This window comes from Ruegeria sp. YTSA105, assembly GCF_059610225.1.
In genome coordinates, this window is sequence record NZ_JBXWNE010000014.1 from 18983 (window position 1) to 40989 (window position 22007).

The 22007-nt window shown below is 57.6% G+C and carries 23 protein-coding genes; 16 read left to right on the forward strand and 7 right to left on the reverse strand.

Going from position 1 to position 22007, the window contains the following annotated elements; translation table 11 throughout:
* The first annotated feature begins 116 nt into the window (after nucleotides 1-116).
* The 7 genes from rplO to rplQ all read left to right on the forward strand — a co-directional run bounded on the left by rplO (nucleotide 117) and on the right by rplQ (nucleotide 5350).
* Nucleotides 117-590: a 50S ribosomal protein L15 gene (gene rplO, locus AC2FH2_RS15815; RefSeq protein ID WP_142639772.1), complete on the forward strand. Its 474-nt coding sequence runs from the start codon at nucleotides 117-119 to the stop codon at nucleotides 588-590.
* Nucleotides 591-699: 109 nt separating this feature from the next.
* On the forward strand, nucleotides 700-2064 hold the full coding sequence (gene secY, locus AC2FH2_RS15820) for a preprotein translocase subunit SecY (RefSeq protein ID WP_271951986.1): 1365 nt from the start codon (nucleotides 700-702) through the stop codon (nucleotides 2062-2064).
* The gene (locus AC2FH2_RS15825) at nucleotides 2061-2705 is read left to right on the forward strand and encodes an adenylate kinase (protein WP_142639768.1); all 645 of its coding nucleotides are present in this window, start codon (nucleotides 2061-2063) and stop codon (nucleotides 2703-2705) included. The genes secY and AC2FH2_RS15825 overlap by 4 nt, the downstream gene beginning before the upstream one ends.
* 200 nt (nucleotides 2706-2905) lie before the next feature.
* Nucleotides 2906-3274 (forward strand): 30S ribosomal protein S13, encoded by a 369-nt coding sequence (gene rpsM, locus AC2FH2_RS15830; protein WP_142639766.1) that lies wholly within the window; start codon nucleotides 2906-2908, stop codon nucleotides 3272-3274.
* 14 nt (nucleotides 3275-3288) lie between these two features.
* Nucleotides 3289-3678 (forward strand): 30S ribosomal protein S11, encoded by a 390-nt coding sequence (gene rpsK / locus AC2FH2_RS15835; protein ID WP_037311698.1) that lies wholly within the window; start codon nucleotides 3289-3291, stop codon nucleotides 3676-3678.
* Between the two features lie 115 nt (nucleotides 3679-3793).
* Entirely contained in the window at nucleotides 3794-4810 is a 1017-nt protein-coding gene (locus tag AC2FH2_RS15840; protein ID WP_281995981.1) for a DNA-directed RNA polymerase subunit alpha, read from the forward strand.
* Nucleotides 4811-4927: 117 nt separating this feature from the next.
* Nucleotides 4928-5350: a 50S ribosomal protein L17 gene (gene rplQ / locus AC2FH2_RS15845; RefSeq protein WP_142639761.1), complete on the forward strand. Its 423-nt coding sequence runs from the start codon at nucleotides 4928-4930 to the stop codon at nucleotides 5348-5350.
* A 76-nt stretch (nucleotides 5351-5426) separates the two neighbouring features.
* Here the strand turns inward: rplQ and AC2FH2_RS15850 are convergent, their stop codons facing one another.
* On the reverse strand, nucleotides 5427-6404 hold the full coding sequence (locus tag AC2FH2_RS15850; protein ID WP_496824314.1) for a TAXI family TRAP transporter solute-binding subunit: 978 nt from the start codon (nucleotides 6402-6404) through the stop codon (nucleotides 5427-5429).
* A 145-nt stretch (nucleotides 6405-6549) separates the two neighbouring features.
* Here AC2FH2_RS15850 and AC2FH2_RS15855 point away from each other — a divergent pair, with 145 nt between their 5' ends.
* The 9 genes from AC2FH2_RS15855 (at nucleotide 6550) to AC2FH2_RS15895 (ending at nucleotide 16515) form a co-directional block, all read left to right on the forward strand.
* Nucleotides 6550-7935, forward strand: coding sequence for a trypsin-like peptidase domain-containing protein (locus tag AC2FH2_RS15855; protein ID WP_142639757.1), 1386 nt, complete (start codon nucleotides 6550-6552; stop codon nucleotides 7933-7935).
* 4 nt (nucleotides 7936-7939) lie between these two features.
* Complete coding sequence (locus AC2FH2_RS15860) at nucleotides 7940-9253, forward strand: replication-associated recombination protein A (RefSeq protein ID WP_496824315.1); 1314 nt, start codon at nucleotides 7940-7942, stop codon at nucleotides 9251-9253.
* Nucleotides 9254-9362: 109 nt separating this feature from the next.
* Entirely contained in the window at nucleotides 9363-10406 is a 1044-nt protein-coding gene (locus AC2FH2_RS15865) for an RluA family pseudouridine synthase (protein WP_281973760.1), read from the forward strand.
* Entirely contained in the window at nucleotides 10403-11074 is a 672-nt protein-coding gene (locus AC2FH2_RS15870) for an HAD-IA family hydrolase (RefSeq protein WP_281995978.1), read from the forward strand. The genes AC2FH2_RS15865 and AC2FH2_RS15870 overlap by 4 nt, the downstream gene beginning before the upstream one ends.
* Nucleotides 11075-11078: 4 nt before the next feature.
* Nucleotides 11079-11786, forward strand: a complete 708-nt coding sequence (locus tag AC2FH2_RS15875) for an ATP12 family chaperone protein (protein WP_281973748.1) — start codon at nucleotides 11079-11081, stop codon at nucleotides 11784-11786.
* A 206-nt stretch (nucleotides 11787-11992) separates the two neighbouring features.
* The gene (locus AC2FH2_RS15880) at nucleotides 11993-13009 is read left to right on the forward strand and encodes an amino acid ABC transporter substrate-binding protein (protein WP_142639749.1); all 1017 of its coding nucleotides are present in this window, start codon (nucleotides 11993-11995) and stop codon (nucleotides 13007-13009) included.
* Between the two features lie 127 nt (nucleotides 13010-13136).
* Nucleotides 13137-14405, forward strand: a complete 1269-nt coding sequence (locus AC2FH2_RS15885) for an amino acid ABC transporter permease (RefSeq protein ID WP_496824316.1) — start codon at nucleotides 13137-13139, stop codon at nucleotides 14403-14405.
* Nucleotide 14406: 1 nt separating this feature from the next.
* A complete protein-coding gene (locus AC2FH2_RS15890; protein ID WP_496824317.1) occupies nucleotides 14407-15711 on the forward strand; it encodes an amino acid ABC transporter permease in 1305 nt (434 codons plus the stop codon).
* A gap of 12 nt (nucleotides 15712-15723) precedes the next feature.
* Nucleotides 15724-16515 carry an amino acid ABC transporter ATP-binding protein gene (locus AC2FH2_RS15895; RefSeq protein ID WP_142639743.1) on the forward strand — a complete coding sequence of 264 codons (792 nt, stop codon included), beginning with the start codon at nucleotides 15724-15726 and terminating at the stop codon, nucleotides 16513-16515.
* A 47-nt stretch (nucleotides 16516-16562) separates the two neighbouring features.
* On the opposite strand, the gene AC2FH2_RS15900 is transcribed toward AC2FH2_RS15895, so the two are convergent.
* Genes AC2FH2_RS15900 through yidC form a run of 6 tightly spaced genes read right to left on the reverse strand, consistent with a single transcriptional unit; the run spans nucleotide 16563 to nucleotide 21889 of the window.
* On the reverse strand, nucleotides 16563-17060 hold the full coding sequence (locus tag AC2FH2_RS15900) for a SixA phosphatase family protein (RefSeq protein WP_496824318.1): 498 nt from the start codon (nucleotides 17058-17060) through the stop codon (nucleotides 16563-16565).
* On the reverse strand, nucleotides 17057-17731 hold the full coding sequence (locus AC2FH2_RS15905) for a ferredoxin (RefSeq protein WP_496824320.1): 675 nt from the start codon (nucleotides 17729-17731) through the stop codon (nucleotides 17057-17059). Before AC2FH2_RS15905 ends, AC2FH2_RS15900 begins: the two co-directional genes overlap by 4 nt.
* Nucleotides 17732-17751: 20 nt before the next feature.
* Nucleotides 17752-18615, reverse strand: coding sequence for an acetylglutamate kinase (gene argB / locus AC2FH2_RS15910; RefSeq protein WP_142639737.1), 864 nt, complete (start codon nucleotides 18613-18615; stop codon nucleotides 17752-17754).
* Between the two features lie 60 nt (nucleotides 18616-18675).
* Entirely contained in the window at nucleotides 18676-19329 is a 654-nt protein-coding gene (gene yihA / locus AC2FH2_RS15915) for a ribosome biogenesis GTP-binding protein YihA/YsxC (protein ID WP_142639735.1), read from the reverse strand.
* Nucleotides 19326-20063 carry an MOSC domain-containing protein gene (locus AC2FH2_RS15920; RefSeq protein ID WP_496824322.1) on the reverse strand — a complete coding sequence of 246 codons (738 nt, stop codon included), beginning with the start codon at nucleotides 20061-20063 and terminating at the stop codon, nucleotides 19326-19328. The genes yihA and AC2FH2_RS15920 overlap by 4 nt, the downstream gene beginning before the upstream one ends.
* Nucleotides 20060-21889, reverse strand: a complete 1830-nt coding sequence (gene yidC, locus AC2FH2_RS15925; RefSeq protein WP_281973745.1) for a membrane protein insertase YidC — start codon at nucleotides 21887-21889, stop codon at nucleotides 20060-20062. Before yidC ends, AC2FH2_RS15920 begins: the two co-directional genes overlap by 4 nt.
* Nucleotides 21890-22007 lie beyond the last annotated feature (118 nt).

Consider the following 22007-nt stretch of genomic DNA (forward strand, 5'->3'; position numbering starts at 1 on the left):
CAGCCACAAAGCTGTATCGGGCTCCGGTGGCGTACTGCGCCGCAAGAATCAAAACCAAGAAATGCCGTGTTTGACCCATCACGCTTCGGGGTCATTTCCGGCGAAGGAGAAGCGAAATGAAACTGAATGAATTGCGCGACAACCCAGGCGCCACACCGAAACGGACCCGCGTCGGCCGTGGTCCCGGTTCCGGTAAAGGTAAAATGGGTGGCCGTGGTATCAAAGGTCAGAAATCCCGTTCGGGTGTGGCCATCAATGGCTACGAAGGTGGCCAGATGCCGCTGTACCAACGCCTGCCCAAGCGTGGCTTTAACAAGCCGAACCGCAAGGCGTTTGCCGTTATCAACCTGGGCCTGATCCAGAAATTCGTCGACGCCGGTAAGCTGGACGCCAAAGCCGCGATCACCGAGGACGCACTGGTTGCATCCGGTCTGGTTCGCCGTAAACTGGACGGTATCCGCGTTCTGGCCAAAGGCGAAATCAGCGCCAAGGTGACCCTGGAAGTAACTGGTGCTTCGAAAGCTGCCGTTGAGGCAGTCGAAAAAGCGGGCGGTTCACTGACGGTCACAAAAGCCGCTGCGGCAGAGTAAGCGCTTGTGAGCGGGCCAAGACCCGCTTACATAGACCTCAGAGTTTTCCAAGACGCCGCCCGAGCCGGAAAACGGTTCCGGGCGGTGTTTTCATAAGAGAGACCGATTTATGGTATCAGCAGCAGAACAAATGGCAGCCAACACTAGCTGGGCTGCTTTGGGCAAAGCCACCGATCTGCGCAACCGCATCCTGTTCACACTGGGTTTGTTGATCGTCTATCGCCTGGGCACTTTTATACCGGTGCCGGGGATCGACGGACAGGCCCTGCGTGAGTTCATGGAGCAAGCGGGGCAGGGCATCGGCGGTATGGTTTCGATGTTCACCGGCGGGGCGCTTGGGCGGATGGGTATCTTTGCCCTCGGCATCATGCCTTACATCTCGGCCTCGATCATCATTCAGCTGCTGACCTCGATGGTTCCCGCGCTCGAACAGCTCAAGAAAGAGGGCGAGCAGGGTCGTAAGAAGATCAACCAATATACCCGTTTCGGCACCGTGGCGCTGGCCACCGTTCAGGCCTATGGCTTGGCCGTTTCGCTGGAGTCGGGCGATCTGGCGACTGATCCGGGCCTCTATTTCCGTCTGTCGACTATGATTACACTGGTTGGCGGCACCATGTTCCTGATGTGGCTGGGTGAGCAGATCACCGCGCGCGGCATCGGCAACGGTATCTCTCTGATTATTTTCGTTGGCATCATCGCCGAGGTTCCGGCAGCGTTGGCTCAGTTCTTCGCAAGTGGCCGCAGCGGCGCAATCAGCCCCGCAGTAATCATCGGGGTGATCGTCATGGTCATCGCCGTGATCACCTTTGTGGTGTTCATGGAGCGCGCTTTGCGCAAGATCCATATTCAATACCCGCGCCGTCAGGCCGGTATGAAGATCTATGAAGGCGGCTCGAGCCACTTGCCGGTCAAAGTGAACCCGGCTGGCGTTATCCCGGCGATCTTTGCCAGCTCTTTGCTATTGCTGCCGGTGACGATCTCAACCTTCTCATCGGGTGCGACCAACGGGCCGATCATGTCCTGGCTGCTGGCCAACTTTGGTCCGGGTCAGCCGCTGTACCTGCTGTTCTTCGCGTCGATGATCGTGTTCTTTGCCTATTTCTACACGTTCAACGTCTCGTTCAAACCGGATGACGTGGCGGATAACCTGAAAAAGCAGAACGGTTTTGTGCCGGGTATCCGTCCGGGTAAGAAAACCGCCGAGTATCTGGAATACGTGGTCAACCGCGTTCTGGTTCTGGGTTCGGCTTATCTGGCGGCGGTTTGTCTGCTGCCTGAAATCCTGCGGGGCCAGTTTGCCATTCCGTTCTATTTCGGTGGTACTTCGGTTCTGATTATCGTCTCTGTGACCATGGATACGATCCAACAGGTTCAGAGCCACCTGCTGGCGCATCAATACGAAGGGCTTATCGAAAAGTCCCAACTGCGCGGGAAGGGTAAGAAACGCGGCAGGAAGGGACCCGCTCGTCGATGAACATCATTCTTCTGGGCCCCCCGGGGGCGGGTAAAGGAACGCAAGCGCGTCATCTTGTTGAAACACGCGGCATGGTGCAGTTGAGCACCGGAGATATGCTGCGCGAAGCCAAAACCTCGGGCACCGAGATGGGCCTGAAGGTCGCAGCCATCATGGATGCCGGCAAGCTGGTCACCGATGAGATTGTCATCGGCCTGATCGAAGAGAAGCTGACCACCGAAACCGGTGCCGGTTTCATCTTTGACGGTTTCCCCCGCACATTGGCACAAGCCGACGCATTGGCGGCTTTGCTGACCAAGCTGGGCCAGTCACTGCACACTGTGATCGAGATGCGGGTGGATGACGATGCCCTGGTGGATCGGATCACCGCACGTTCGACCTGTTCGGGCTGTGGCGAAGTTTATAATGACAAGACCAAGCCGATCCCGGCAGATGGTCGCTGCACCAACTGTGGTGAGCAAAAAGAGTTCACGCGTCGCGCCGACGACAACGAAGACAGCCTGCGCACGCGGTTGATGGAGTACTACAAAAAGACGTCGCCGCTGATTGGTTATTACTACGCCAAAGGCGATCTTCGCCCGGTCAATGGGTTGGCCGATATCAAGGAAGTGACTGCGTCGATCGAGGCCGTACTCGGCTAGCTCCAATATGGCCTTGACGCCAAGCGCAAAAGCCCATATCGACCCCCATCCCTAAAGGGAATCAAGATCGCAGGCAGGATTCGTCCTAACTGCCCCGACCACCTCGAATAATACTGGGCCCTCTGGCGTCACTGCCACGGTCAAGTGTTGTGAAAAAAGGTTCCGGAGCTACGGAACCGCAACAAAAAGGAAAGTGACACGTGGCACGTATTGCCGGCGTAAACATCCCGACTGCAAAGCGGGTACCTATCGCCCTCACATATATCACCGGTATCGGCAACACCTCGGCGCAGGCCATCTGCGAAGCCGTAGGCATTGAAGCGCACCGTCGCGTCAATGAGCTGTCGGATTCCGAAGTTCTGGCCATCCGTGAACATATCGACGCTAACTTCACCGTTGAAGGTGACCTGCGTCGTGAAGTTCAGATGAACGTCAAGCGCCTGATGGATCTGGGCTGCTATCGCGGTCTGCGCCATCGTCGTAACCTGCCCGTTCGCGGTCAGCGTACTCACACCAACGCTCGTACCCGCAAAGGCCCCGCAAAGGCCATTGCCGGTAAGAAGAAATAAGGGGGGTCTGACCGATGGCACGCGAAAAGACTCGTACCAAGAAAAAAGAGCGCAAGAATATCGCATCGGGCGTCGCCCATGTGAATTCGACCTTCAACAACACCAAGATCCTGATCTCGGACGTGCAAGGCAACGCCATTGCATGGTCGTCGGCCGGGACCATGGGTTTCAAAGGGTCGCGTAAATCTACTCCGTATGCTGCTCAGATGGCTGCGGAAGACGCAGGCAAGAAAGCACAGGATCACGGCGTCAAGACGCTGGAAGTCGAAGTTCAGGGCCCCGGTTCGGGTCGTGAATCGGCTCTGCGCGCACTGGCTGCAGTGGGCTTCAACATCACGTCGATCCGTGACGTGACCCCGATCGCTCACAATGGTTGCCGTCCGCCGAAGCGCCGCCGCGTCTAAGCGAATTAGAATTGAGCTGGGGCCCGCATTTTCGCACGGCCCCAGCACGTCATTTTGAACCTCGGGCGTCTGCACCTTGTTGGTCATGGGGCGCGGACAGGAATGGAGGGATTACATGATCCACAAGAATTGGGCAGAATTGATCAAGCCAACCCAGCTGGAAAGCAAGCCGGGCAACGACCCTGCGCGCCAGGCAACGCTGGTTGCAGAACCGCTGGAGCGTGGCTTTGGTCTGACTCTGGGCAACGCACTGCGCCGCGTTCTGATGAGCTCGCTGCAAGGTGCGGCCATCACCAGCGTTCAGATCGACAACGTCCTGCACGAGTTCAGCTCGGTCGCGGGCGTGCGTGAAGACGTCACCGACATCATTTTGAATCTTAAGCAAGTCGCCCTGCGCATGGAGGTCGAAGGCCCCAAGCGTCTGTCGATCAATGCTAAAGGCCCGGCAATCGTCACCGCAGGGGACATCAGCGAAAGCGCTGGCATCGAAGTTCTGAACCGCGATCACGTCATCTGTCACCTGGATGATGGTGCCGACCTGTTCATGGAACTGACCGTCAACACCGGTAAGGGCTATGTCTCGGCTGAAAAGAACAAGCCAGAAGATGCGCCTATCGGCCTGATCCCGATCGACGCGATCTATTCGCCGGTTAAAAAGGTCGCCTATGATGTTCAGCCGACGCGTGAAGGTCAGGTTCTGGACTATGACAAGCTGACCCTGAAGATTGAGACTGACGGTTCGATCACCCCCGAGGACGCGTTGGCCTATGCTGCGCGAATCCTGCAGGATCAGCTGTCGATCTTCGTCAATTTCGATGAGCCGGAAGCGGCTGGTCGTCAGGACGAGGATGATGGTCTGGAGTTCAACCCGCTGCTGCTGAAGAAAGTAGATGAGTTGGAACTGTCGGTCCGTTCGGCAAACTGTCTGAAGAACGACAACATCGTCTACATTGGCGACCTGATCCAGAAGACCGAAGCCGAGATGCTGCGCACCCCGAACTTCGGCCGCAAGTCGCTGAACGAGATCAAAGAAGTGCTGTCCGGCATGGGTCTGCACCTTGGCATGGATGTCGAGGATTGGCCGCCCGACAACATCGAAGATCTGGCGAAGAAATTCGAAGACGCGTTTTAAGCGCGTCTTCCCCAATGCCCGGGCTGCCGGGGAATCAAGGGCGATCTTGCCCCAAGGAGAGTCGGTGACACGCATCGCCGGCCAGACAAAGCAAAACGCTAAAGAAGGAACTAGAAAATGCGTCACGCACGTGGTTACCGCCGCCTGAACCGTACTCATGAGCACCGCAAGGCTCTGTTTGCGAACATGGCTGGCTCGCTCATCGAACATGAGCAGATCAAGACAACTCTGCCCAAGGCAAAAGAACTGCGCCCGATCGTTGAAAAACTGATCACTCTGGGCAAGCGCGGCGACCTGCACGCCCGTCGTCAGGCCGCATCGCAGCTGAAAGAAGACAAAGACGTCGCAAAGCTGTTTGAAATCCTGGGGCCCCGTTACGCCGAGCGTCAGGGCGGTTATGTCCGGATCCTGAAAGCAGGCTTCCGCTATGGCGACATGGCCCCGATGGCGATCATCGAATTCGTTGACCGCGATCTGGACGCCAAAGGCGCTGCAGACAAAGCGCGTACCGCCGCCGAAGAGGCCGCAGACGAAGAATAAGAAAGCCTGGCTTTCATGTGAAAACCCCCGTGTCTCGGACGCGGGGGTTTTTCTTTTTCACAACTCTATCTCTGGCCTAGTTGATCCAGCCGCGCTCTCGATAATATCGGGCCGCCCCTGGATGCAGTGGCGCTGGCAAGCCATCGCGGATCATATCAGCTGGTTGCAAACCTTTCAGCGCCGGGTGGCCGGCCGTCAGTTGCGGCAGGTTTTCAAAGGTGGATTTCACAAAGGCATAGACATCGTCATCGGGCACGTTGGCACTGCTTAGAAGAATGGCCTTATAGCCAAAAGTTTTGGTTGGTGACGTCACCCCTTTATACGTATTGGCAGGAATGGTCACTTCGCTGAGCGCGTCGGAGCCGGAAACCAGACGGTCGATATCGCGCCCGGAAAGTTCAACCAGTTGAATCGCACATGTCTGGGCTGTTTTTTGAATCAGACTTGACGGATAGCCGACGACACTGGCGACGGCGTCAATCTCGCCCTTACACAACGCCTTGCGCTGGTCGTCCATCTCTCCGAAACTGATTGTGCAAAATCCCGAGATATCCCAGCTTTCGGCATAGGGGAGCTTTCTGGCCAAGCGGGATGCCGACCCGCCCAAACGTACACGTTTGCCATTCAGGTCTTTGAGGGACGTAATCCCTGACCCCGTGCGCGCAATAACGGTCAAGGGTACGCTGTGAGTTGAGAAAAGCGAGCGTAAGGCAGCGTCCGGCTTCTTGTTTTCGAAAAAACCCGATCCATCCCGTGCATTTAGCGCCCAGTCAGACCGAACAACGACGATGTCATATTTGCCGCGGCGCAGCTTTGCTAGGTTTTCCAGCGCGCCGTCCGTGGTTCGAGCTCTGCATTTATTACCGCTCATCGCTTTGACAAATGACTTGCACAGCAGATTGCCGACGCTGAAATAGTACCCAGTTTTCGCTCCGGTTCCCATGGCCAGTTTGGTATCCGCCTGTACCGCCGGGGCGACTATCCCAAGGGTTGTGATCAACGCGAGCGAGAAAAGCCGCCCGCGCGACAGGCATTTCAGAGTGAATGACCTCAAAACAATATTTCCTTCAAATGCACTTTGTGTTCGTCGGACATTCCCAGCCATTCCGCCCCAAGTCAACGCGCCCAGTGCCTTAAGATGCTTGCAATCCCTGCGCGGGCCTCGCATATCCGAAGGGCGCCCAATAGACGGATGGATCATGCGGAAAGTCTTGTGTTCACTCTTGCTGACTGTTGCTGCGGTTTCAGCCAAGGCCGAAACAAAAGTACCTCAAACGCAGGTCGAAATCAGCCTTGGATTTGCGCCCGTGGTGAAGCAAGCCGCGCCGGCTGTGGTGAATATCTACGCCAAGATCGTGCGCGAAGGGCGCTCGAATTCACTGTTCTCTGACCCGTTCTTTCAGGATTTCTTTGGCGGCGGCTTTGGCGAACCGCGACCGCGCGTTCAGAATTCGCTGGGGTCGGGTGTGATCCTGACGGATGACGGTTATGTGGTCTCAAACTACCATGTCGTGGGTTCGGCGACCGAAATACGGGTCGTCACGACGGACCGGCGCGAGTTTTCGGCCGAGGTGGTTCTGGGCGATCAGGAAAGCGACATCGCCATTCTGCGTCTGAAAGATGCCGAGGCGTTGCCTTCGATCGACATGCGGGATTCCGATTTGGTTGAGGTGGGTGAATTGGCTCTGGCCATCGGCAACCCGTTCGGCGTCGGGCAGACAGTATCATCGGGCATTATCTCGGGGCTGGCGCGGACCGGTACGGCGACGGGCAATGCGCGGGGCTATTTCATTCAGACGGACGCGGCGATCAATCCCGGCAATTCGGGCGGGGCGCTGATCGATGTAAACGGTGATCTGATTGGCATCAACACCTCGATCCTGACACGTTCTGGCGGATCGAACGGGATCGGCTTTGCCATCCCTGCCAATCTGGTTGCCGAATTCCTGCGGCAAGCGCAAGCCGGCAATGACAGTTTTGTCAGCCCCTGGGCCGGAATGGCCGGGCAGCACATGAGTGCGGATATCGCTGAGTCTCTGGGCTTGGTCATCCCGCAGGGTGTGGTGATTTCGGATCTCCATGCGCTCAGCCCGTTGGCCGAGGCAGGGTTGCAGGTTGGGGACGTCGTGACCCATGTCGACGGGGATGAGGTGAACTCGCCGGCAGAGATGAAATTCCGCATGTCAGTGGCCGGTGTGGGCGGCACGTCGGTGGTGACGCGACTGCGCGGCGAGGACCGAGCTGAACTTGAGGTCGCTTTGGTCAAAGCGCCCGAGGTTCCGGCAGCGGAAGTGACGACGCTTAACGATGAAACCGTGATGCCAGGCCTGACCGTGTCGCGGATCAACCCTGCTGTTATCGCGCGGCTGGGGCTTTTGCTGTCGCAGACGGGGGTGGTTGTGGTCGACGCGGGCCGCTATGGCGGTCGGTCCGGGCTGCGTCCGGGCGATGTGGTCGATGGGATAAACGGCGCGCGGGTCGAGCGACCTGCTGATGTCGTGAAGGCGCTGACCGATCCGGGGCGTCGGATCAATCTGGATATCCTCAGGGGCGGCCGGCCGGTTTCCTTGCGGTTCAGGCTGTGACCGGATGAGTGACCTTTTCGATACCGGGTCACCTGACCCTGCGCCACCTGTACATCGCCCGCTGGCCGACAGATTGCGCCCGCAAACGCTGGCCGAGGTGATCGGGCAGGAACAGGTGTTGGGCCCGGATGCGCCTTTGGGCGTGATGCTGGCCTCGGGCAGTCTGTCGAGCCTGATATTCTGGGGGCCGCCCGGCGTCGGCAAGACCACGATCGCGCGGCTTTTGGCGCAAGAGACGGACCTGCATTTTGTGCAGATCAGTGCCATCTTTACTGGTGTTCCCGACCTGAAGAAAGTGTTCGAAGCTGCGAAGATCCGGCGTCAGAACGGGCAGGGGACGTTGCTGTTTGTTGACGAAATCCATCGCTTCAACAAGGCGCAGCAGGACGGGTTTCTGCCGCATATGGAGGATGGTACGATCCTCCTGGTCGGGGCGACCACGGAAAATCCATCGTTCGAGCTGAACGCTGCTGTGCTCAGCCGGGCGCAGGTGTTGGTGTTGGAAAGGCTCAGCCCTGCCGATCTAGAACGCCTGACGCAACGCGCTGAGCAGGAACTGGACCGTGGGTTGCCACTGGACTCTGCGGCCCGAGGTGCGCTGCAGGAAATGGCCGATGGCGACGGGCGCGCGCTGTTAAACCTGATCGAACAGGTGGCCGCGTGGAAAGTGGATGGCCCGCTAGACACTGACGCTTTGTCGACCCGGCTCATGCGCCGTGCTGCGAAATACGACAAGTCGGGGGATGAGCATTACAACCTGATCTCGGCCTTGCACAAATCGGTGCGAGGATCCGACCCCGATGCAGCCCTGTACTGGTTCGCGCGAATGCTGACAGGAGGCGAGGACCCAAGGTATTTGGCGCGCCGGATCACGCGAATGGCGGTCGAGGACATTGGTCTGGCTGATCCGCAGGCTCAGGCGATCTGTATGCAGTCCTGGGAAACCTATGAGCGGCTGGGCAGTCCCGAAGGCGAGTTGGCTTTGGCGCAGGCGCTGGTCTATCTGGCTCTGGCTCCGAAATCGAACGGGGCCTATGTGGGCTACAAGGCAGCGATGCGCCTGGCCAAGCAATCAGGAAGTGAGCCGCCGCCCAAACATATTCTGAATGCACCAACCTCTTTGATGAAAGATCAGGGTTATGGTGCGGGCTATGCTTATGATCACGATGCCGAGGATGGGTTTTCTGGGCAGAACTACTTTCCCGAGTCCATATCGCGCCCTGTTCTCTATCAACCTGTCGAGCGTGGGTTTGAACGTGAGCTGAAGAAACGGTTGGACTACTTTGCCAAGCTGCGTTCGCAACGGAAACCAGACTAGCACCGGCTTGACTCTTTGGCCGATGCGCGCGACAGACGCGCATGTTTTCTGGGACAATGTTTACAGCGTGGTCCGGGCGGGTCTGCCGCGCGGCGCAAGGGGCAATGGCATGAGTGGCGTGCAGATGATTACGGTTGCGGATGGGGATGGCGATCAGCGGGTGGACCGCTGGCTGCGGCGTCTGTTTCCGCATGTCAGCCAGGGGCGCATCGAGAAAATGTGCCGCAAGGGCGAACTGCGTGTGGATGGCGGACGGGCCAAGGCCTCGACCCGGCTTGAGGTCGGCCAGGTTGTACGCGTGCCACCTCTGCCGGATGCGGACCACAAACCGGTCGAGGTGAAACCGCGGATCACAGATGCGGATGCCGAGATGATGCAGGCTTGCGTGATTTATCGCGATGATCACGTGATCGCGCTGAACAAACCGCAAGGCTTGCCGGTGCAAGGCGGCAGCGGCCAGACCCGGCATGTGGACGGCCTGTCCGAGGCGCTGCGCTTTGGATATGACGAAAACCCGCGACTGGTGCACCGTCTGGACAAGGATACCTCGGGCGTGCTGTTGCTGGCCCGCACACGCGAGGCCGCCAAAGCACTGACCGCCGCTTTCCGCCACCGGGACACGCGCAAGATATATTGGGCCCTGGTCGCTGGGGTGCCGACCCCTTATCTGGGCGAGATCAAGACCGGTTTGGTCAAGGCCCCGGGCCATGGCAGCCAGGGCGAGGGCGAAAAGATGATCCCCGTTCATCTTAACGAAATCAACGATACGCCAGGCGCGAAGCGGGCCCATACACTTTACGCTACGCTATACCGCGTGGCCGGACGCGCCGCCTGGGTCGCGATGGAGCCGATCACCGGCCGCACTCATCAGTTGCGTGCGCATATGGCAGCGATTGGGCATCCAATCATCGGGGATGGAAAATACGGCGGTTCGGGTCAAGAGAACCTTGGCGATGGCTGGGGTGCGCAGTTGGGCGGTGTGATCAGCAAAAAGCTGCACCTGCATGCGCGGCAGGCTTCGTTTCAGCACCCGGTGACGCGTAAGAAGATCACGGTCACCGCACCCTTGCCCGATCATATGAAACACAGCTGGGACACATTCGGATGGGCCGAAGACCTGGCTGCGGATGATCCGTTCGAGTCTTTGCAATGAGCAGACCCTTGCGTCTGGTACTATTTGATGTGGACGGTACCCTGGTCGATAGCCAGGGCAGCATTATCGCGGCCATGACCGCCAGCTTTGATGCCTTGTCTCTTCCGGTACCGGATAGGGCGGGGATCTTGTCCATAGTCGGATTATCTCTGCCACAAGCCATGGCACAGTTGGTGCCCGAGTGTTCTGCTGTGGATCAGGCGCGGTTGGTAGAGGGCTATAAACAGGCCTATCACGCACATCGGCTGGAACAGGGAATGGCCAGTTCGCCGCTCTACCCCGGAGCCCGTGAGGTTATCGAGGCACTGCATGCAATCCCCGAGATGTTGCTGGGCGTGGCGACAGGCAAATCGCAACGTGGTCTGGATGCTTTGATCGAAGGTCACGGTCTGCAAGGCTATTTCGTGACCCGGCAGGTCGCAGATCACCACCCGTCAAAACCGCATCCTTCGATGATCGACACGGCTAGGGCCGAAACCTGCGTCGATGCGGTTGATACTGTCATGATCGGGGATACCCGATTCGACATGGATATGGCCGCCGCCGCCGGTGTCACGGGAATTGGCGTCACCTGGGGGTATCACGAACGGCCTGCCCTGGCCGCTGCCTCTCGTATTATCGAAACGTTTGACCAGTTGCCGGGCGCACTGGACGATATCTGGACCTGAAGACATGAGTGACTGGAAACCGAAACGATTTTGGACTGCATGTCAGGTGGTCGAGGCCGATGGCGGATTTACGGTCGAACTGGACGGTCGTCGGGTCAAAACACCTGCGCGGGCCGGACTGATCCTGCCGACCTTGCCGATGGCTCAGGCCGTTGCGGCCGAATGGGACGCGCAGGAAGAACAGGTTGACCCAGGGACGATGCCCTACACGCGTTCGGCCAATGCAGCCATCGACAAGGTACTGATTCAGCACGCCGAAGTTGCAGACATGCTGGCCGATTATGGCGATTCGGATTTGCTGTGCTATCGCGCCGCTCACCCGCAAGAGTTGCAGCAGCGGCAAGCTGAGCAGTGGGACCCGGTGTTGGACTGGGCCGCGGAAGCCATGTCGGTTCGCCTGCAGCCCGTCACAGGTATCCTGCATCAGCCGCAAGACGTGGCGGCGCTGGATCAGTTGCGCCGGCGAGTGCATGATTTCAACAACTTCCAACTGGCTGCCTTCCACGATCTGGTCAGCCTTTCGGGCTCGTTGATCCTTGGGTTTGCGGCCACTTCCGATTGGTGTGATGCGCAAGAGATCTGGCGGATTTCGCGGTTGGACGAGCAGTGGCAAATCGAACAATGGGGCCATGACGACGAGGCGCATGAAGCAGCCGAAGTCAAACGTTCTGCCTTTTTACACGCTAAACGCTTCTACGACGTCTCTGATTGATCTTAGATTTCTGAATTTTTACCGCTCTGTTGGACATCTGTGAGTTGATCCATCGTTTTCCCTGATCCGACCCTTGACGTTTGTTTATGAATGCGACCAAACTCGTGCGCACTAAAGGGGAGACACCTTTGGGGAAACCTTTCTGGTACCTGAGGTGCCGGATAGAACCGTCCCTGAACGGGATGGACAATCAGGAAGAGGTAAAAATGAAAAAATCCGTAATCTTGGGCGCGGCCACAGTTGCCGGTCTGGCCGCAGGCGCAGCCATGGCGGGAACCGTGGACGACGTCAAGGCGCGCGGTAAGCTGAACTGCGGTGTGACCACCGGTCTGGTCGGCTTTGCCGCGCCCGACGCAAATGGTGAATGGCAGGGCTTTGACGTTTCGTTGTGCCGCGCCGTTGCCGCTGCGGTTCTGGGTGACGCAAGCGCCGTTGAATTCGTTCCGACCACAGGTAAGACACGCTTTACCGCGCTGGCTTCGGGCGAAATCGACATGCTGGCCCGGAACACCACCTGGACCTTCAGCCGCGACGTAGATCTGAAGTTCGAATTCGTCGGTGTAAACTATTACGACGGTCAGGGCTTTATGGTTCCCAAAGCGCTGGGCGTAAGCTCGGCCAAGGAACTGGACGGCGCGACTGTCTGCATCCAGACCGGCACCACCACCGAGCTGAACCTGGCGGATTTCTTCCGCTCGAACAACATCAGCTACGAGCCGGTTCCGATCGAAACCAACGCAGAAGCGCAGCAGCAGTATCTGGCTGGCGCATGTGACGTCTACACCACCGACGCATCGGGCCTGGCCGCAACTCGCGCCACGTTCGAAAACCCCGGTGATCACATCCTGCTGCCCGAAATCATCTCGAAAGAGCCGCTGGGCCCGCTGGTCCGTCATGGCGACCACGAGTGGGGCGACGTTGTTCGCTGGACACTGAACGCACTGGTTTCGGCTGAAGAGCTGGGTGTGACCTCGGCGAACATCGACGAGATGTCTGCTGGCACCGACAACCCCGAAGTGAACCGTCTGCTGGGCAGCGAAGGCACTCTGGGTGAGATGCTGGGTCTGGACGCACAGTGGGCAATGCGCGCTATCAAGGCGGGTGGTAACTATGGTGAGGTCTTTGCCAAGAACATCGGTGAAGAAACGCCAATCGGTCTGGCACGCGGCCTGAACGGTCAGTGGACCGATGGCGGCCTGCTGTACTCGCCGCCGTTCCGCTAATATCCATTGAAGAGGGCGCAGTTCATCCTGCGCCCTTTTTCAATCCATAAGAAACAGTCCCGGTTAGATTGAACAGAGATCAACTCTGTCTGCGAATAACGGGATGACACGGGGATATACATAGGTCATGTCGACTCTCACTGACCCGCCAAAGGAGCAGTTCCGGCTGTCCATGCTCCTTTACGATACGCGGTACCGATCTGCGACCATCCAGGTCATTGCAATGATCGGTTTCATGCTTTTGGCAGCCTGGATCATTTCCAACACCATTCAGAACCTCGAAGCACTTGGTAAACCCGTAGAATTCGGGTTCTTCGGCGAACCTGCAAGTTACGATATCAACCAACGCCTGCTGGAATACGATTCTCGAGACAGCCACTTGCGTGCTGGGTTTATCGGATTGCTTAACACACTTGTTGTTGCAGTTCTCGGCTGTATCACGGCGACAATTATCGGTGTTTTCGTTGGTGTATTACGACTTTCCAACAACTGGTTGATCGCGCGGATCATGACTGTTTATGTCGAGATGTTCCGTAACGTGCCTGTGCTGCTTTGGATCGTTCTGGCTATGGCCATTCTGATCGAAGGTTTACCGGCACCCAATGCATTCCGAGGCGAAACCCCGACGGCCACGATGGATTTTTTCAACTCTGTCGCCGTCACCAATCGCGGTGTCTATATCCCAGAGCTCCTGTTTTCACGCAGTCTTGGCGATATCCACTTGTTTGGTGCGTCCAGCTTACGCTTCGACATTTCATTGGATCTGGTCGCCTTTCTGGTCGTTTTGGTGGGCAGCATTTTTGTGATGCGCAAAGTATCCGCTAATGCCGCTGCAAAACAGGAAGCAACTGGTGATCGCCCAACCATCTGGCACATTCAGTTGGGTATACTGTTTGTGCCGATGTTGATCCTGCTGACTGCGTTGGGATTCCATTTGGGATACCCGGAACTGAAAGGGTTCAACTTCAAAGGCGGCACCCATTTGCGGAACTCGCTTATCGCATTGTGGTTGGCCCTGTCCCTTTACACTGCAGCTTTCATCGCTGAGATCGTGCGGGCCGGAATTCTCGCCATTTCCAAGGGGCAGACCGAGGCCGCCGCCGCGCTGGGTATACGCCCGAGCCGGATTATGCGTCTGGTGATCCTGCCGCAAGCGTTGCGCGTGATCATCCCGCCAATGATCTCGAACTACCTGAACCTGACCAAGAACTCGTCTCTGGCGATTGCGGTGGGATATATGGATATCACAGGTACCCTAGGTGGCATCACCATGAACCAAACCGGCCGCGAGCTGGAATGCGTTCTACTGCTGATGCTGGTCTATCTGTGCATCTCGCTGAGCATCTCGGCAGTGATGAACTGGTACAACAATAGTGTCAAATTGGTGGAGCGGTAATATGAGTGATGTTTCATTTGTCCGCGCGGAAATGTTGCCGGAGAAAGCGCCACCAGCGTCCGAAGTTGGTGTCATTGGTTGGGTTAAACACAACCTGTTTTCCGGCTGGTTCAACTCGATCCTGACCTTGGTATCGCTTTATGCGGTTTGGTATGTGCTTTCGGGTGTCTTGGCGTGGGTGTTTCAGTCTGTCTGGAATGCCAACTCGCTGAACGAGTGCCGCGAGATCATGTTGGCCAACTGGGGTTCTACCCACGGGCACGCGTGCTGGGGCGTAATCAACGACCGTTGGCTGCAACTGCTATTTGGGTTCTATCCGAGCCACCTGTATTGGCGCCCGATTGTATCGCTGATCCTGTTGCTAGTTGCGTTAGCACCGATTCTGTACTCAGAGCGTGTACCGAAAAAGCTGTTGATCCTGACTGCTGCTTACCCCTTCCTGATGCCGTTCCTGATGTGGGGTGGCACCATCTGGGGACCGATTTCAGCTGCGTTAGGATTTGTCGCCGCTTGGGGCGTTTACCAAGTCCTCAGTAAAGAAATGAGTGAGTTGATCGGGATGATTGGTGGTGCCGTCGCCGCGGTGATTTGGTGGCTGGTACTGTCCAGCTATTTCACCGGTGCAATGGATTCGATCCTGCCCATTGGCATTGAGGCGGTGCAAAGTCGTCAGTTCGGGGGCTTCATGCTGGCGATCCTGCTGGGTGTTGTGGCCATTGGTGTCTCGCTGCCGATCGGTGTTGTGCTGGCGCTTGGCCGCCAGTCCGACCTGCTGATCGTCAAATACCTGTGTGTGGGCTTTATCGAGTTCATTCGCGGAGTGCCGCTGATCACCTTGTTGTTCGTTGCTTCGCTGCTGCTGAACCTGTTCCTGCCGCCGGGTACAAACTTTGACATCATCTTGCGGGTGATGATCATGATGACCCTGTTCTCAGCCGCCTATATGGCCGAAGTGATCCGGGGTGGCCTGGCTGCATTGCCACGCGGTCAGTACGAAGGCGCCGACAGTTTGGGCCTGAACTACTGGCAGGCACAGCGACTGATCATCATGCCGCAAGCCCTGAAAATCTCAATTCCGGGCATCGTGAGCACATTCATCGGGATCTTTAAGGATACGACGCTGGTGTCGATCATCGGACTGTTCGACGTTATCGGACTGGCATCCGCTATCCGCGCCGACACCGCCTGGAACGGCATCTACTGGGAACTGTTCGCATTCATTGCGGCGCTGTTCTTCGTCGTCTGCTTCTCCATGTCCCGTTATTCCATGTATCTGGAGCGCAAGCTTCAGACTGGCCATCGTTAAGGAGTTCAACACATGTCTGAACTTGCAATAGACCGCGAAATCGACCGATCCAAGATGCAGGTGAGCGACGAGGTCGCCATCGAAATCAACAACATGAACAAGTGGTATGGGTCTTTCCATGTGCTGCGCGACATCAATTTGACCGTCAATCAGGGCGAGAGGATTGTTATCGCGGGGCCGTCAGGGTCGGGTAAGTCCACCCTGATCCGCTGTCTGAACGCGCTGGAGGAACACCAGCAAGGCACGATCATGGTGGATGGGACGGAACTGTCGAATGACCTGAAAAACATCGACAAGATCCGGTCCGAGGTCGGGATGGTGTTCCAGCACTTCAACCTCTTCCCGCATCTGACCATTCTGGAAAACTGTACGCTGGCCCCGATCTGGGTGCGCAAGACGCCCAGGAAAGAGGCTGAAGAGCGTGCGATGCACTTCCTAGAGAAGGTGAAAATCCCAGAACAGGCCGACAAGTATCCTGGCCAGCTTTCGGGTGGTCAGCAGCAGCGTGTTGCGATTGCCCGTTCGCTCTGCATGATGCCGCGGATCATGTTGTTCGATGAACCTACATCGGCGCTGGACCCTGAGATGATCAAAGAGGTGCTCGACACTATGATCGAGCTGGCCGAAGAAGGCATGACCATGCTTTGTGTGACCCACGAGATGGGTTTTGCCCGTCAGGTCGCCAACCGCGTGATCTTTATGGATGCCGGTCAGATTGTGGAACAGAACGAACCAGAAGAGTTCTTCAACAACCCACAAAGCGAGCGGACCAAGCTGTTCCTGAGCCAGATTCTGGGCCATTGATCCCGATCGGAAGAACCTTGAAAGGCGGGGTTTTTGCCCCGCCTTTTTTATTCCGGCAACTCGCGTGGAATGACGAACCCCAAGACATCCCCACTGTGCCACCGAAGCGCGGCCCAGGAGTTGATCTCGAACTGTATGACTGTTGTTGCGCAGGTCGGGTAGTCATCGAAACGGCCGTGATCTGGCGCTTGCCGCACAAGTTGTCTGGCGAATTCAGCGATCCCGGGGTTGTGGCCCAGCATCAGCACGGTTTGGCCAGAAGCCTGTGATAGGGTCCGCATCATGAGATCGGGACCGGCCAGATACAGCGCGCGTTCGAACTGGATCAGATCAGCCTGCAGCCCCATTCGATCCCACGTCTCGCGGGTTCTGAGGGCGGTAGAGCTGAGCACCTCATTCGGTAGCCAGCCATTCCTGAGTAGCCAGCCGGACACAGCAGGTGCGGAGCAGCGTCCACGTTTGTTCAGTGGCCGATCATGATCGCTGAGCGTCGGCTCATCCCAACTGGATTTGGCATGGCGGGTCAGGATCAGGGTGCGAGTCATGACGGGTGAAAAGACCTCATGTGGTGGGCGGATTGTTCTGGGTCCCGCCCGGCCCCGGGGCTGAGAGGGCAGGCCAGGCGCGCAAGGCAGCCACCGGTCATGCAGGTTTGGCCCTGCTCTGTGTTCAGATGCCCGTGGCAGGCCTCAACGTCATAGAAGCTGTGGGTGTTCAGGGCCCCGACTGGGCAGGTCTGAGCGCAAGGGGCATCGCATGTAACACAGGGCGATGAATTATGGGCACCGGGAATCTCGAATTCCTGATCAAAATGCAGCGCGCCGCGATACGAGATCATCATACCGACCGTGTCATGCACCAAGGCGCCAACCGGGCTGCTGAATGTACGCCCCGATTTCAGCGCCCAGTCGATAAACGGCACATAGGGTGGGCCACCGAATGGGAAATAGGCTTGCGCCCCCAAATCCTGCGCCATCTGATTGACGACGCGGTACGACCACCGGTCAACAGGGTCGGGACCTTGCCATTCAGGGGCTGATTTCAAAACAGGCCAGAACGTGGGCCCTGCACCTAGCAGGATCAGGGTGCCGCTGTCCAATTGCTTGGCATTAGCGCGCCCAGGATGTAACGCACCCATCACGATAAGCCCAACCTCAGCAGCCGCGCTGTCGACACGTTGATAAATGTTCGGGGAAGGTGCGGTTTGAACTGTCATGTCACCTCCGTCGCAGTCGATCAATCGGGTCGGATCAGCGACCCAGCTCCGTGTTCGGTGAACAGTTCCAGTAGCACCGCATTGGGCGCGCGCCCATCCAGAATGACTACGGCCCGCACCCCACTATGCAGTGCGTCCAGCGCCGTTTCGGTCTTGGGGATCATTCCGCCTGCGATGGTCCCGTCCAGGGTCATCTCGCGGATCTGACCGGCTTTTAGCTCGGTCACGACCTCTCCGGCAGCGTTCTTGACGCCTGATACGTCGGTCAGCAACAGAAGACGGTCTGCCTTCAAGGCCGAGGCGATGGCACCGGCGGCGGTGTCACCGTTGACGTTGAACGTCTCACCTTCGCGCCCGGCGCCCAGAGGCGCAATTACCGGGATCACGTCATGCGTAAACAGATCGTGCAGGATTTCGGGTTTCATCTCGGAAGGAGAGCCAACAAACCCCAGCGAGGCATCGGTTTGATCACAGATCATCAAGTTGGCGTCCTTGCCCGACAGGCCAACCGCAGTCCCTCCCTGTCCGTTGATGGCCTGAACAATGCGTTTGTTCACGAGGCCCGAGAGCACCATCTCGACCACTTCGACAGTCGCCTTGTCCGTCACACGCTTACCGTTCACGAAATCGGATTGGATATCGAGCTTGTCCAGCATCGCGTTGATCATGGGACCGCCGCCATGTACCACAACCGGGTTGATGCCCACCTGGCGCATCAGAACCACGTCACGGGCAAAGCTTTCCATCGCTTCATCGCTGCCCATGGCGTGCCCGCCCAGCTTGATGACGACAATGGCCCCGTCATAGCGCTGCAGATAGGGCAGTGCGCTGTTCAATGTGGCGGCGGTGGCGATCCAATCCCGGTTCATATCTCTTGTCTTCATGGCTAAGGTCCCTCTGGCCCACCGTGTTAGGGCCTTTGAAAGGTGCTGCCAAGGGCCAAGCTATTCCAGATGCGTGATGATCGAGCGCAACGTTGGGATACCATCCCCTTTTTCGGACGACGTCAGCACGATTTCGGGGAAAGCGGCGGGGTGTTTTGACAGGGCCGAGCGGACCTGGTTCAGAACCTTTTCGCGTTCATTGGCCTTGACCTTGTCTGCCTTGGTCAGCACGCATTGAAAGGTTACGGCACTAGTGTCCAGCAGCTTCATAATCTCGGCATCAACAGGCTTTACCCCATGGCGCGCGTCAACCAGGACAAAGGCCCGGCGCAGGGTCTGTCGGCCACTGAGATATTGTTTCAGCAACCGCTGCCACTTTTCCACCACTTTAACCGGCGCATTGGCATAGCCATAGCCGGGAAGGTCGACCAGATATAGCTCTGGGCCCTGAGTGAAAAAGTTGATTTCCTGCGTTCGACCCGGCGTGTTCGACGCGCGCGCCAGCCCCTTGGTGCCGGTCAGCGCGTTGATCAGGCTGGACTTGCCAACATTGGAGCGGCCCGCAAAGCAGACCTCAAGGCGGTCAGGGTCGGGCAGCCCACTCATGGCGACGACACCTTTGACAAACTCGGACGGGCCAGCAAACAGCTTGCGCCCGCGCTCCAACGAGAATTCATCGGGATCTTGGGCCAGAGGGAAGGGTAGGGTGCTCATAACGGTATCACCTTGTCACCGACCGAGATTACCCCGCCGCGGACCACTTCGGTATAGATGCCGAAATCCTGATGGCCCCAGCTGTTCAGCGCGCCCAAAGTGTCGGCATCGCGGTCGCCGGTATCCGGGTTCGCAGTGGTCGCCAAACAGCGCACAATCCGCTCGCGGACGCGGAACACGGCCTCACCGATTTGCAACTCGCGGTCGAGCCAGTCGAATTCTTCCCACAGGGGCAGACCATCGAACCAGATGTTACCGCGCCAGCGTTTGATTGACAGGTCTTGCCCCAATTTTTGTTCAACCGCCCGGTGAGAGGCCATGTTGCACAGGCTGATTGACGGGAAATCGCTGTCTGTCATCCCACGCCCTGGTATCCGAACGATCCGGGCAGATGCCGCCCTGTCCGCGGGCATCAGCGGGCGCACCCAATCCAGAAAAACGTCCTGTTCCCGATCCGGGTCAAAGGTTAGATCGGGGCGATCGGGATGGGTCAGGGTCAGCAGATTCGCGTCCAGATTGGCGGAAATGGCCATCAGGTTTGGGGCTTTTGACCCTCGGCTGAAATTGACGCAGGGTACCCATTTCGTGCCATCGGCTTTTGACGCTTCGTGCGCAACTGCCCAAACGCGATCCCCGGGCATTGTCTGCCCGGGGGTCACTGTCACGGTCTGCACGGCTTCGTGGCCGTGGCTTTTCATAGGATGCCGCCAAATATGGGTGACTTCAGCCGTCATTTGTCATCCGTCTTAGCGGCGCGCTTGAAACCGGATTTGATGTTGCCAAATACATCCGGTTTATAACCCTGGCTGCGCATGATCAGATACTGTTGGGTAAAGGTGATCGTGTTGTTCGCGATCCAGTACACCACAAGGCCGCTGGCAAACCCACCGAGCATGAACATGAAGACCCAGGGCATCCAGGCAAAGATCATTGCCTGTGTCGCGTCTGTTGGTGCCGGGTTCAGCTTTTGCTGCAGCCACATCGAAATCCCCAGCAACAGTGGCAGGATGCCGATGAAGATCAGCGCCATAAGGGTGTCAGGTTGCGGCCCGGCCCAAGGCAGCCAGCCGAAGAAGTTCATGATTGACGTTGGATCCGGTGCGCTGAGATCCTGAAACGGGCCAAACCACGGTGCTTGACGCAGTTCGATGGTGACAAAGATCACCTTATACAGCGAGAAGAAGATCGGGATCTGCATCAGGATCGGCAAACAGCCCGCGGCGGGGTTAACCTTTTCCTTCTTGTACAGTTCCATCATACCTTGCTGCATTTTCTGACGATCGTCACCAGCGGCCTCTTTCAGGGCCTCCATCTGCGGCTGCAGTTCCTTCATCTTCGCCATCGAGACATAGGACTTGAACGCCAGCGGGAACAAGATCGCCTTGATGATCAGGGTCAGGCCGATGATCGACCAGCCCATGTTGCCGATCTGGGCGTTAATGTTGTGCAGCAGCCAGAAGATCGGCTTGGTCAGGAAATAGAACCAGCCCCAGTCGATGCTGTCGATGAACTTTTGAACGCCTTCGGCCTGATATTCACGAATGGTTTCCCATTCCTTGGCACCGGCAAACAGCTGGGTTGTGACCTCTTCAGTAGCCCCAGGTGCGATAAGCAATGTCGGCAGTACAGTTTCCGTCTGATAGATCTTGCGACGGGCATCGTATTTGGCTGCTGCCTTGAAGGTCGTGCCCTCAGCCGGGATCAGGGTGGTCATCCAATAGTGATCAGTAAAGCCGACCCAGCCACCGTCTTTGACCTGAAAGACCTCGGCTTGCGCCCGTTCGTTCGGATCAATGTCAAAGTCGCGCACATCGCCGTAGTCGATTTCATCCAGAACACCGTCGGCCATGACCATCACGCCTTCATGCAGGATGAAGAAATTCTTAAGTCCGGGCAGGTCGCCATCTTCGCCGATGCCATGGCGGGCGAGGATGCCATATGGCGCCATGCCGACCTCGGCTTGTGTGTTGTTTTCCACCGCTTGTGTGACTTCGAACATATAGTTCTCGTCTACCGAGATGGTACGGCGGAAGGTCAGGCCATTGCCATTCTCCCACTTCAACGTAACTGGAGCGTTCACCCCAAGTGTTTCACCATTTTCGACCATCCAGACCGTGTTCGGCCCGGGTACGTCCGTGCCGGTGACACCAGCGCCAGGTGCCCATCCGTAGAGCGCATAATATGCAGATTCAGATCCGACCGGAGAGAACAGTTCGACAATCGGTGCGTTGTCCTGAATCGAGACTTTATAATCCTTCAGGTACAATTCATCGATGCGGCCACCGGACAACGACAGGCTGCCCTCAAGGCGGGGCGTGTCGATCTTGATCCGCGCGGCCTCGGACCCGGGCAGCGTTTCTTCTGCGCTCGCCGTGGCTTCGCCTACGGTACCCGCGCTAGAGGCGCTGGGGGTCTGAACCTCATCGCTTTCGATGGCGCTGATTTCAGCCTGATCTGTAATGGTGGTTTGCTCGGGCGGTGGAAACAGCACGAACCAAACCAGGATCACGACAAAGCTGAGCGCGGTTGCGAGGATGAGATTCTTGTTCTGATCGTCCATCTGGGACAGCCACCTTAAGCAGTGAAACACACCCGGTGGGTTCAACAGAGTGCAGCCCCAAAGGTCAAGCGGATTCGCCCGCCTTATGGTTCCAGATTGGGCTTTTGTGGTGAAAACC

Excerpts from the sequence above, each read along its gene's own strand:
- rpsK (WP_037311698.1), top strand. The coding sequence starts at position 3,289 with ATGGCACGCGAAAAGACTCGTACCAAGAAAAAAGAGCGCAAGAATATC.
- AC2FH2_RS15905 (WP_496824320.1), bottom strand. The coding sequence starts at position 17,731 with ATGACAGTTCAAACCGCACCTTCCCCGAACATTTATCAACGTGTCGAC.
- AC2FH2_RS15870 (WP_281995978.1), top strand. The coding sequence starts at position 10,403 with ATGAGCAGACCCTTGCGTCTGGTACTATTTGATGTGGACGGTACCCTG.
- AC2FH2_RS15865 (WP_281973760.1), top strand. The coding sequence starts at position 9,363 with ATGAGTGGCGTGCAGATGATTACGGTTGCGGATGGGGATGGCGATCAG.
- rplQ (WP_142639761.1), top strand. The coding sequence starts at position 4,928 with ATGCGTCACGCACGTGGTTACCGCCGCCTGAACCGTACTCATGAGCAC.
- AC2FH2_RS15880 (WP_142639749.1), top strand. The coding sequence starts at position 11,993 with ATGAAAAAATCCGTAATCTTGGGCGCGGCCACAGTTGCCGGTCTGGCC.
- AC2FH2_RS15885 (WP_496824316.1), top strand. The coding sequence starts at position 13,137 with ATGTCGACTCTCACTGACCCGCCAAAGGAGCAGTTCCGGCTGTCCATG.
- yihA (WP_142639735.1), bottom strand. The coding sequence starts at position 19,329 with ATGAGCACCCTACCCTTCCCTCTGGCCCAAGATCCCGATGAATTCTCG.
- AC2FH2_RS15840 (WP_281995981.1), top strand. The coding sequence starts at position 3,794 with ATGATCCACAAGAATTGGGCAGAATTGATCAAGCCAACCCAGCTGGAA.
- AC2FH2_RS15855 (WP_142639757.1), top strand. The coding sequence starts at position 6,550 with ATGCGGAAAGTCTTGTGTTCACTCTTGCTGACTGTTGCTGCGGTTTCA.
- secY (WP_271951986.1), top strand. The coding sequence starts at position 700 with ATGGTATCAGCAGCAGAACAAATGGCAGCCAACACTAGCTGGGCTGCT.
- AC2FH2_RS15890 (WP_496824317.1), top strand. The coding sequence starts at position 14,407 with ATGAGTGATGTTTCATTTGTCCGCGCGGAAATGTTGCCGGAGAAAGCG.
- yidC (WP_281973745.1), bottom strand. The coding sequence starts at position 21,889 with ATGGACGATCAGAACAAGAATCTCATCCTCGCAACCGCGCTCAGCTTT.
- AC2FH2_RS15895 (WP_142639743.1), top strand. The coding sequence starts at position 15,724 with ATGTCTGAACTTGCAATAGACCGCGAAATCGACCGATCCAAGATGCAG.
- AC2FH2_RS15900 (WP_496824318.1), bottom strand. The coding sequence starts at position 17,060 with ATGACTCGCACCCTGATCCTGACCCGCCATGCCAAATCCAGTTGGGAT.
- rplO (WP_142639772.1), top strand. The coding sequence starts at position 117 with ATGAAACTGAATGAATTGCGCGACAACCCAGGCGCCACACCGAAACGG.
- argB (WP_142639737.1), bottom strand. The coding sequence starts at position 18,615 with ATGAAGACAAGAGATATGAACCGGGATTGGATCGCCACCGCCGCCACA.
- AC2FH2_RS15860 (WP_496824315.1), top strand. The coding sequence starts at position 7,940 with ATGAGTGACCTTTTCGATACCGGGTCACCTGACCCTGCGCCACCTGTA.
- AC2FH2_RS15875 (WP_281973748.1), top strand. The coding sequence starts at position 11,079 with ATGAGTGACTGGAAACCGAAACGATTTTGGACTGCATGTCAGGTGGTC.
- AC2FH2_RS15920 (WP_496824322.1), bottom strand. The coding sequence starts at position 20,063 with ATGACGGCTGAAGTCACCCATATTTGGCGGCATCCTATGAAAAGCCAC.
- AC2FH2_RS15825 (WP_142639768.1), top strand. The coding sequence starts at position 2,061 with ATGAACATCATTCTTCTGGGCCCCCCGGGGGCGGGTAAAGGAACGCAA.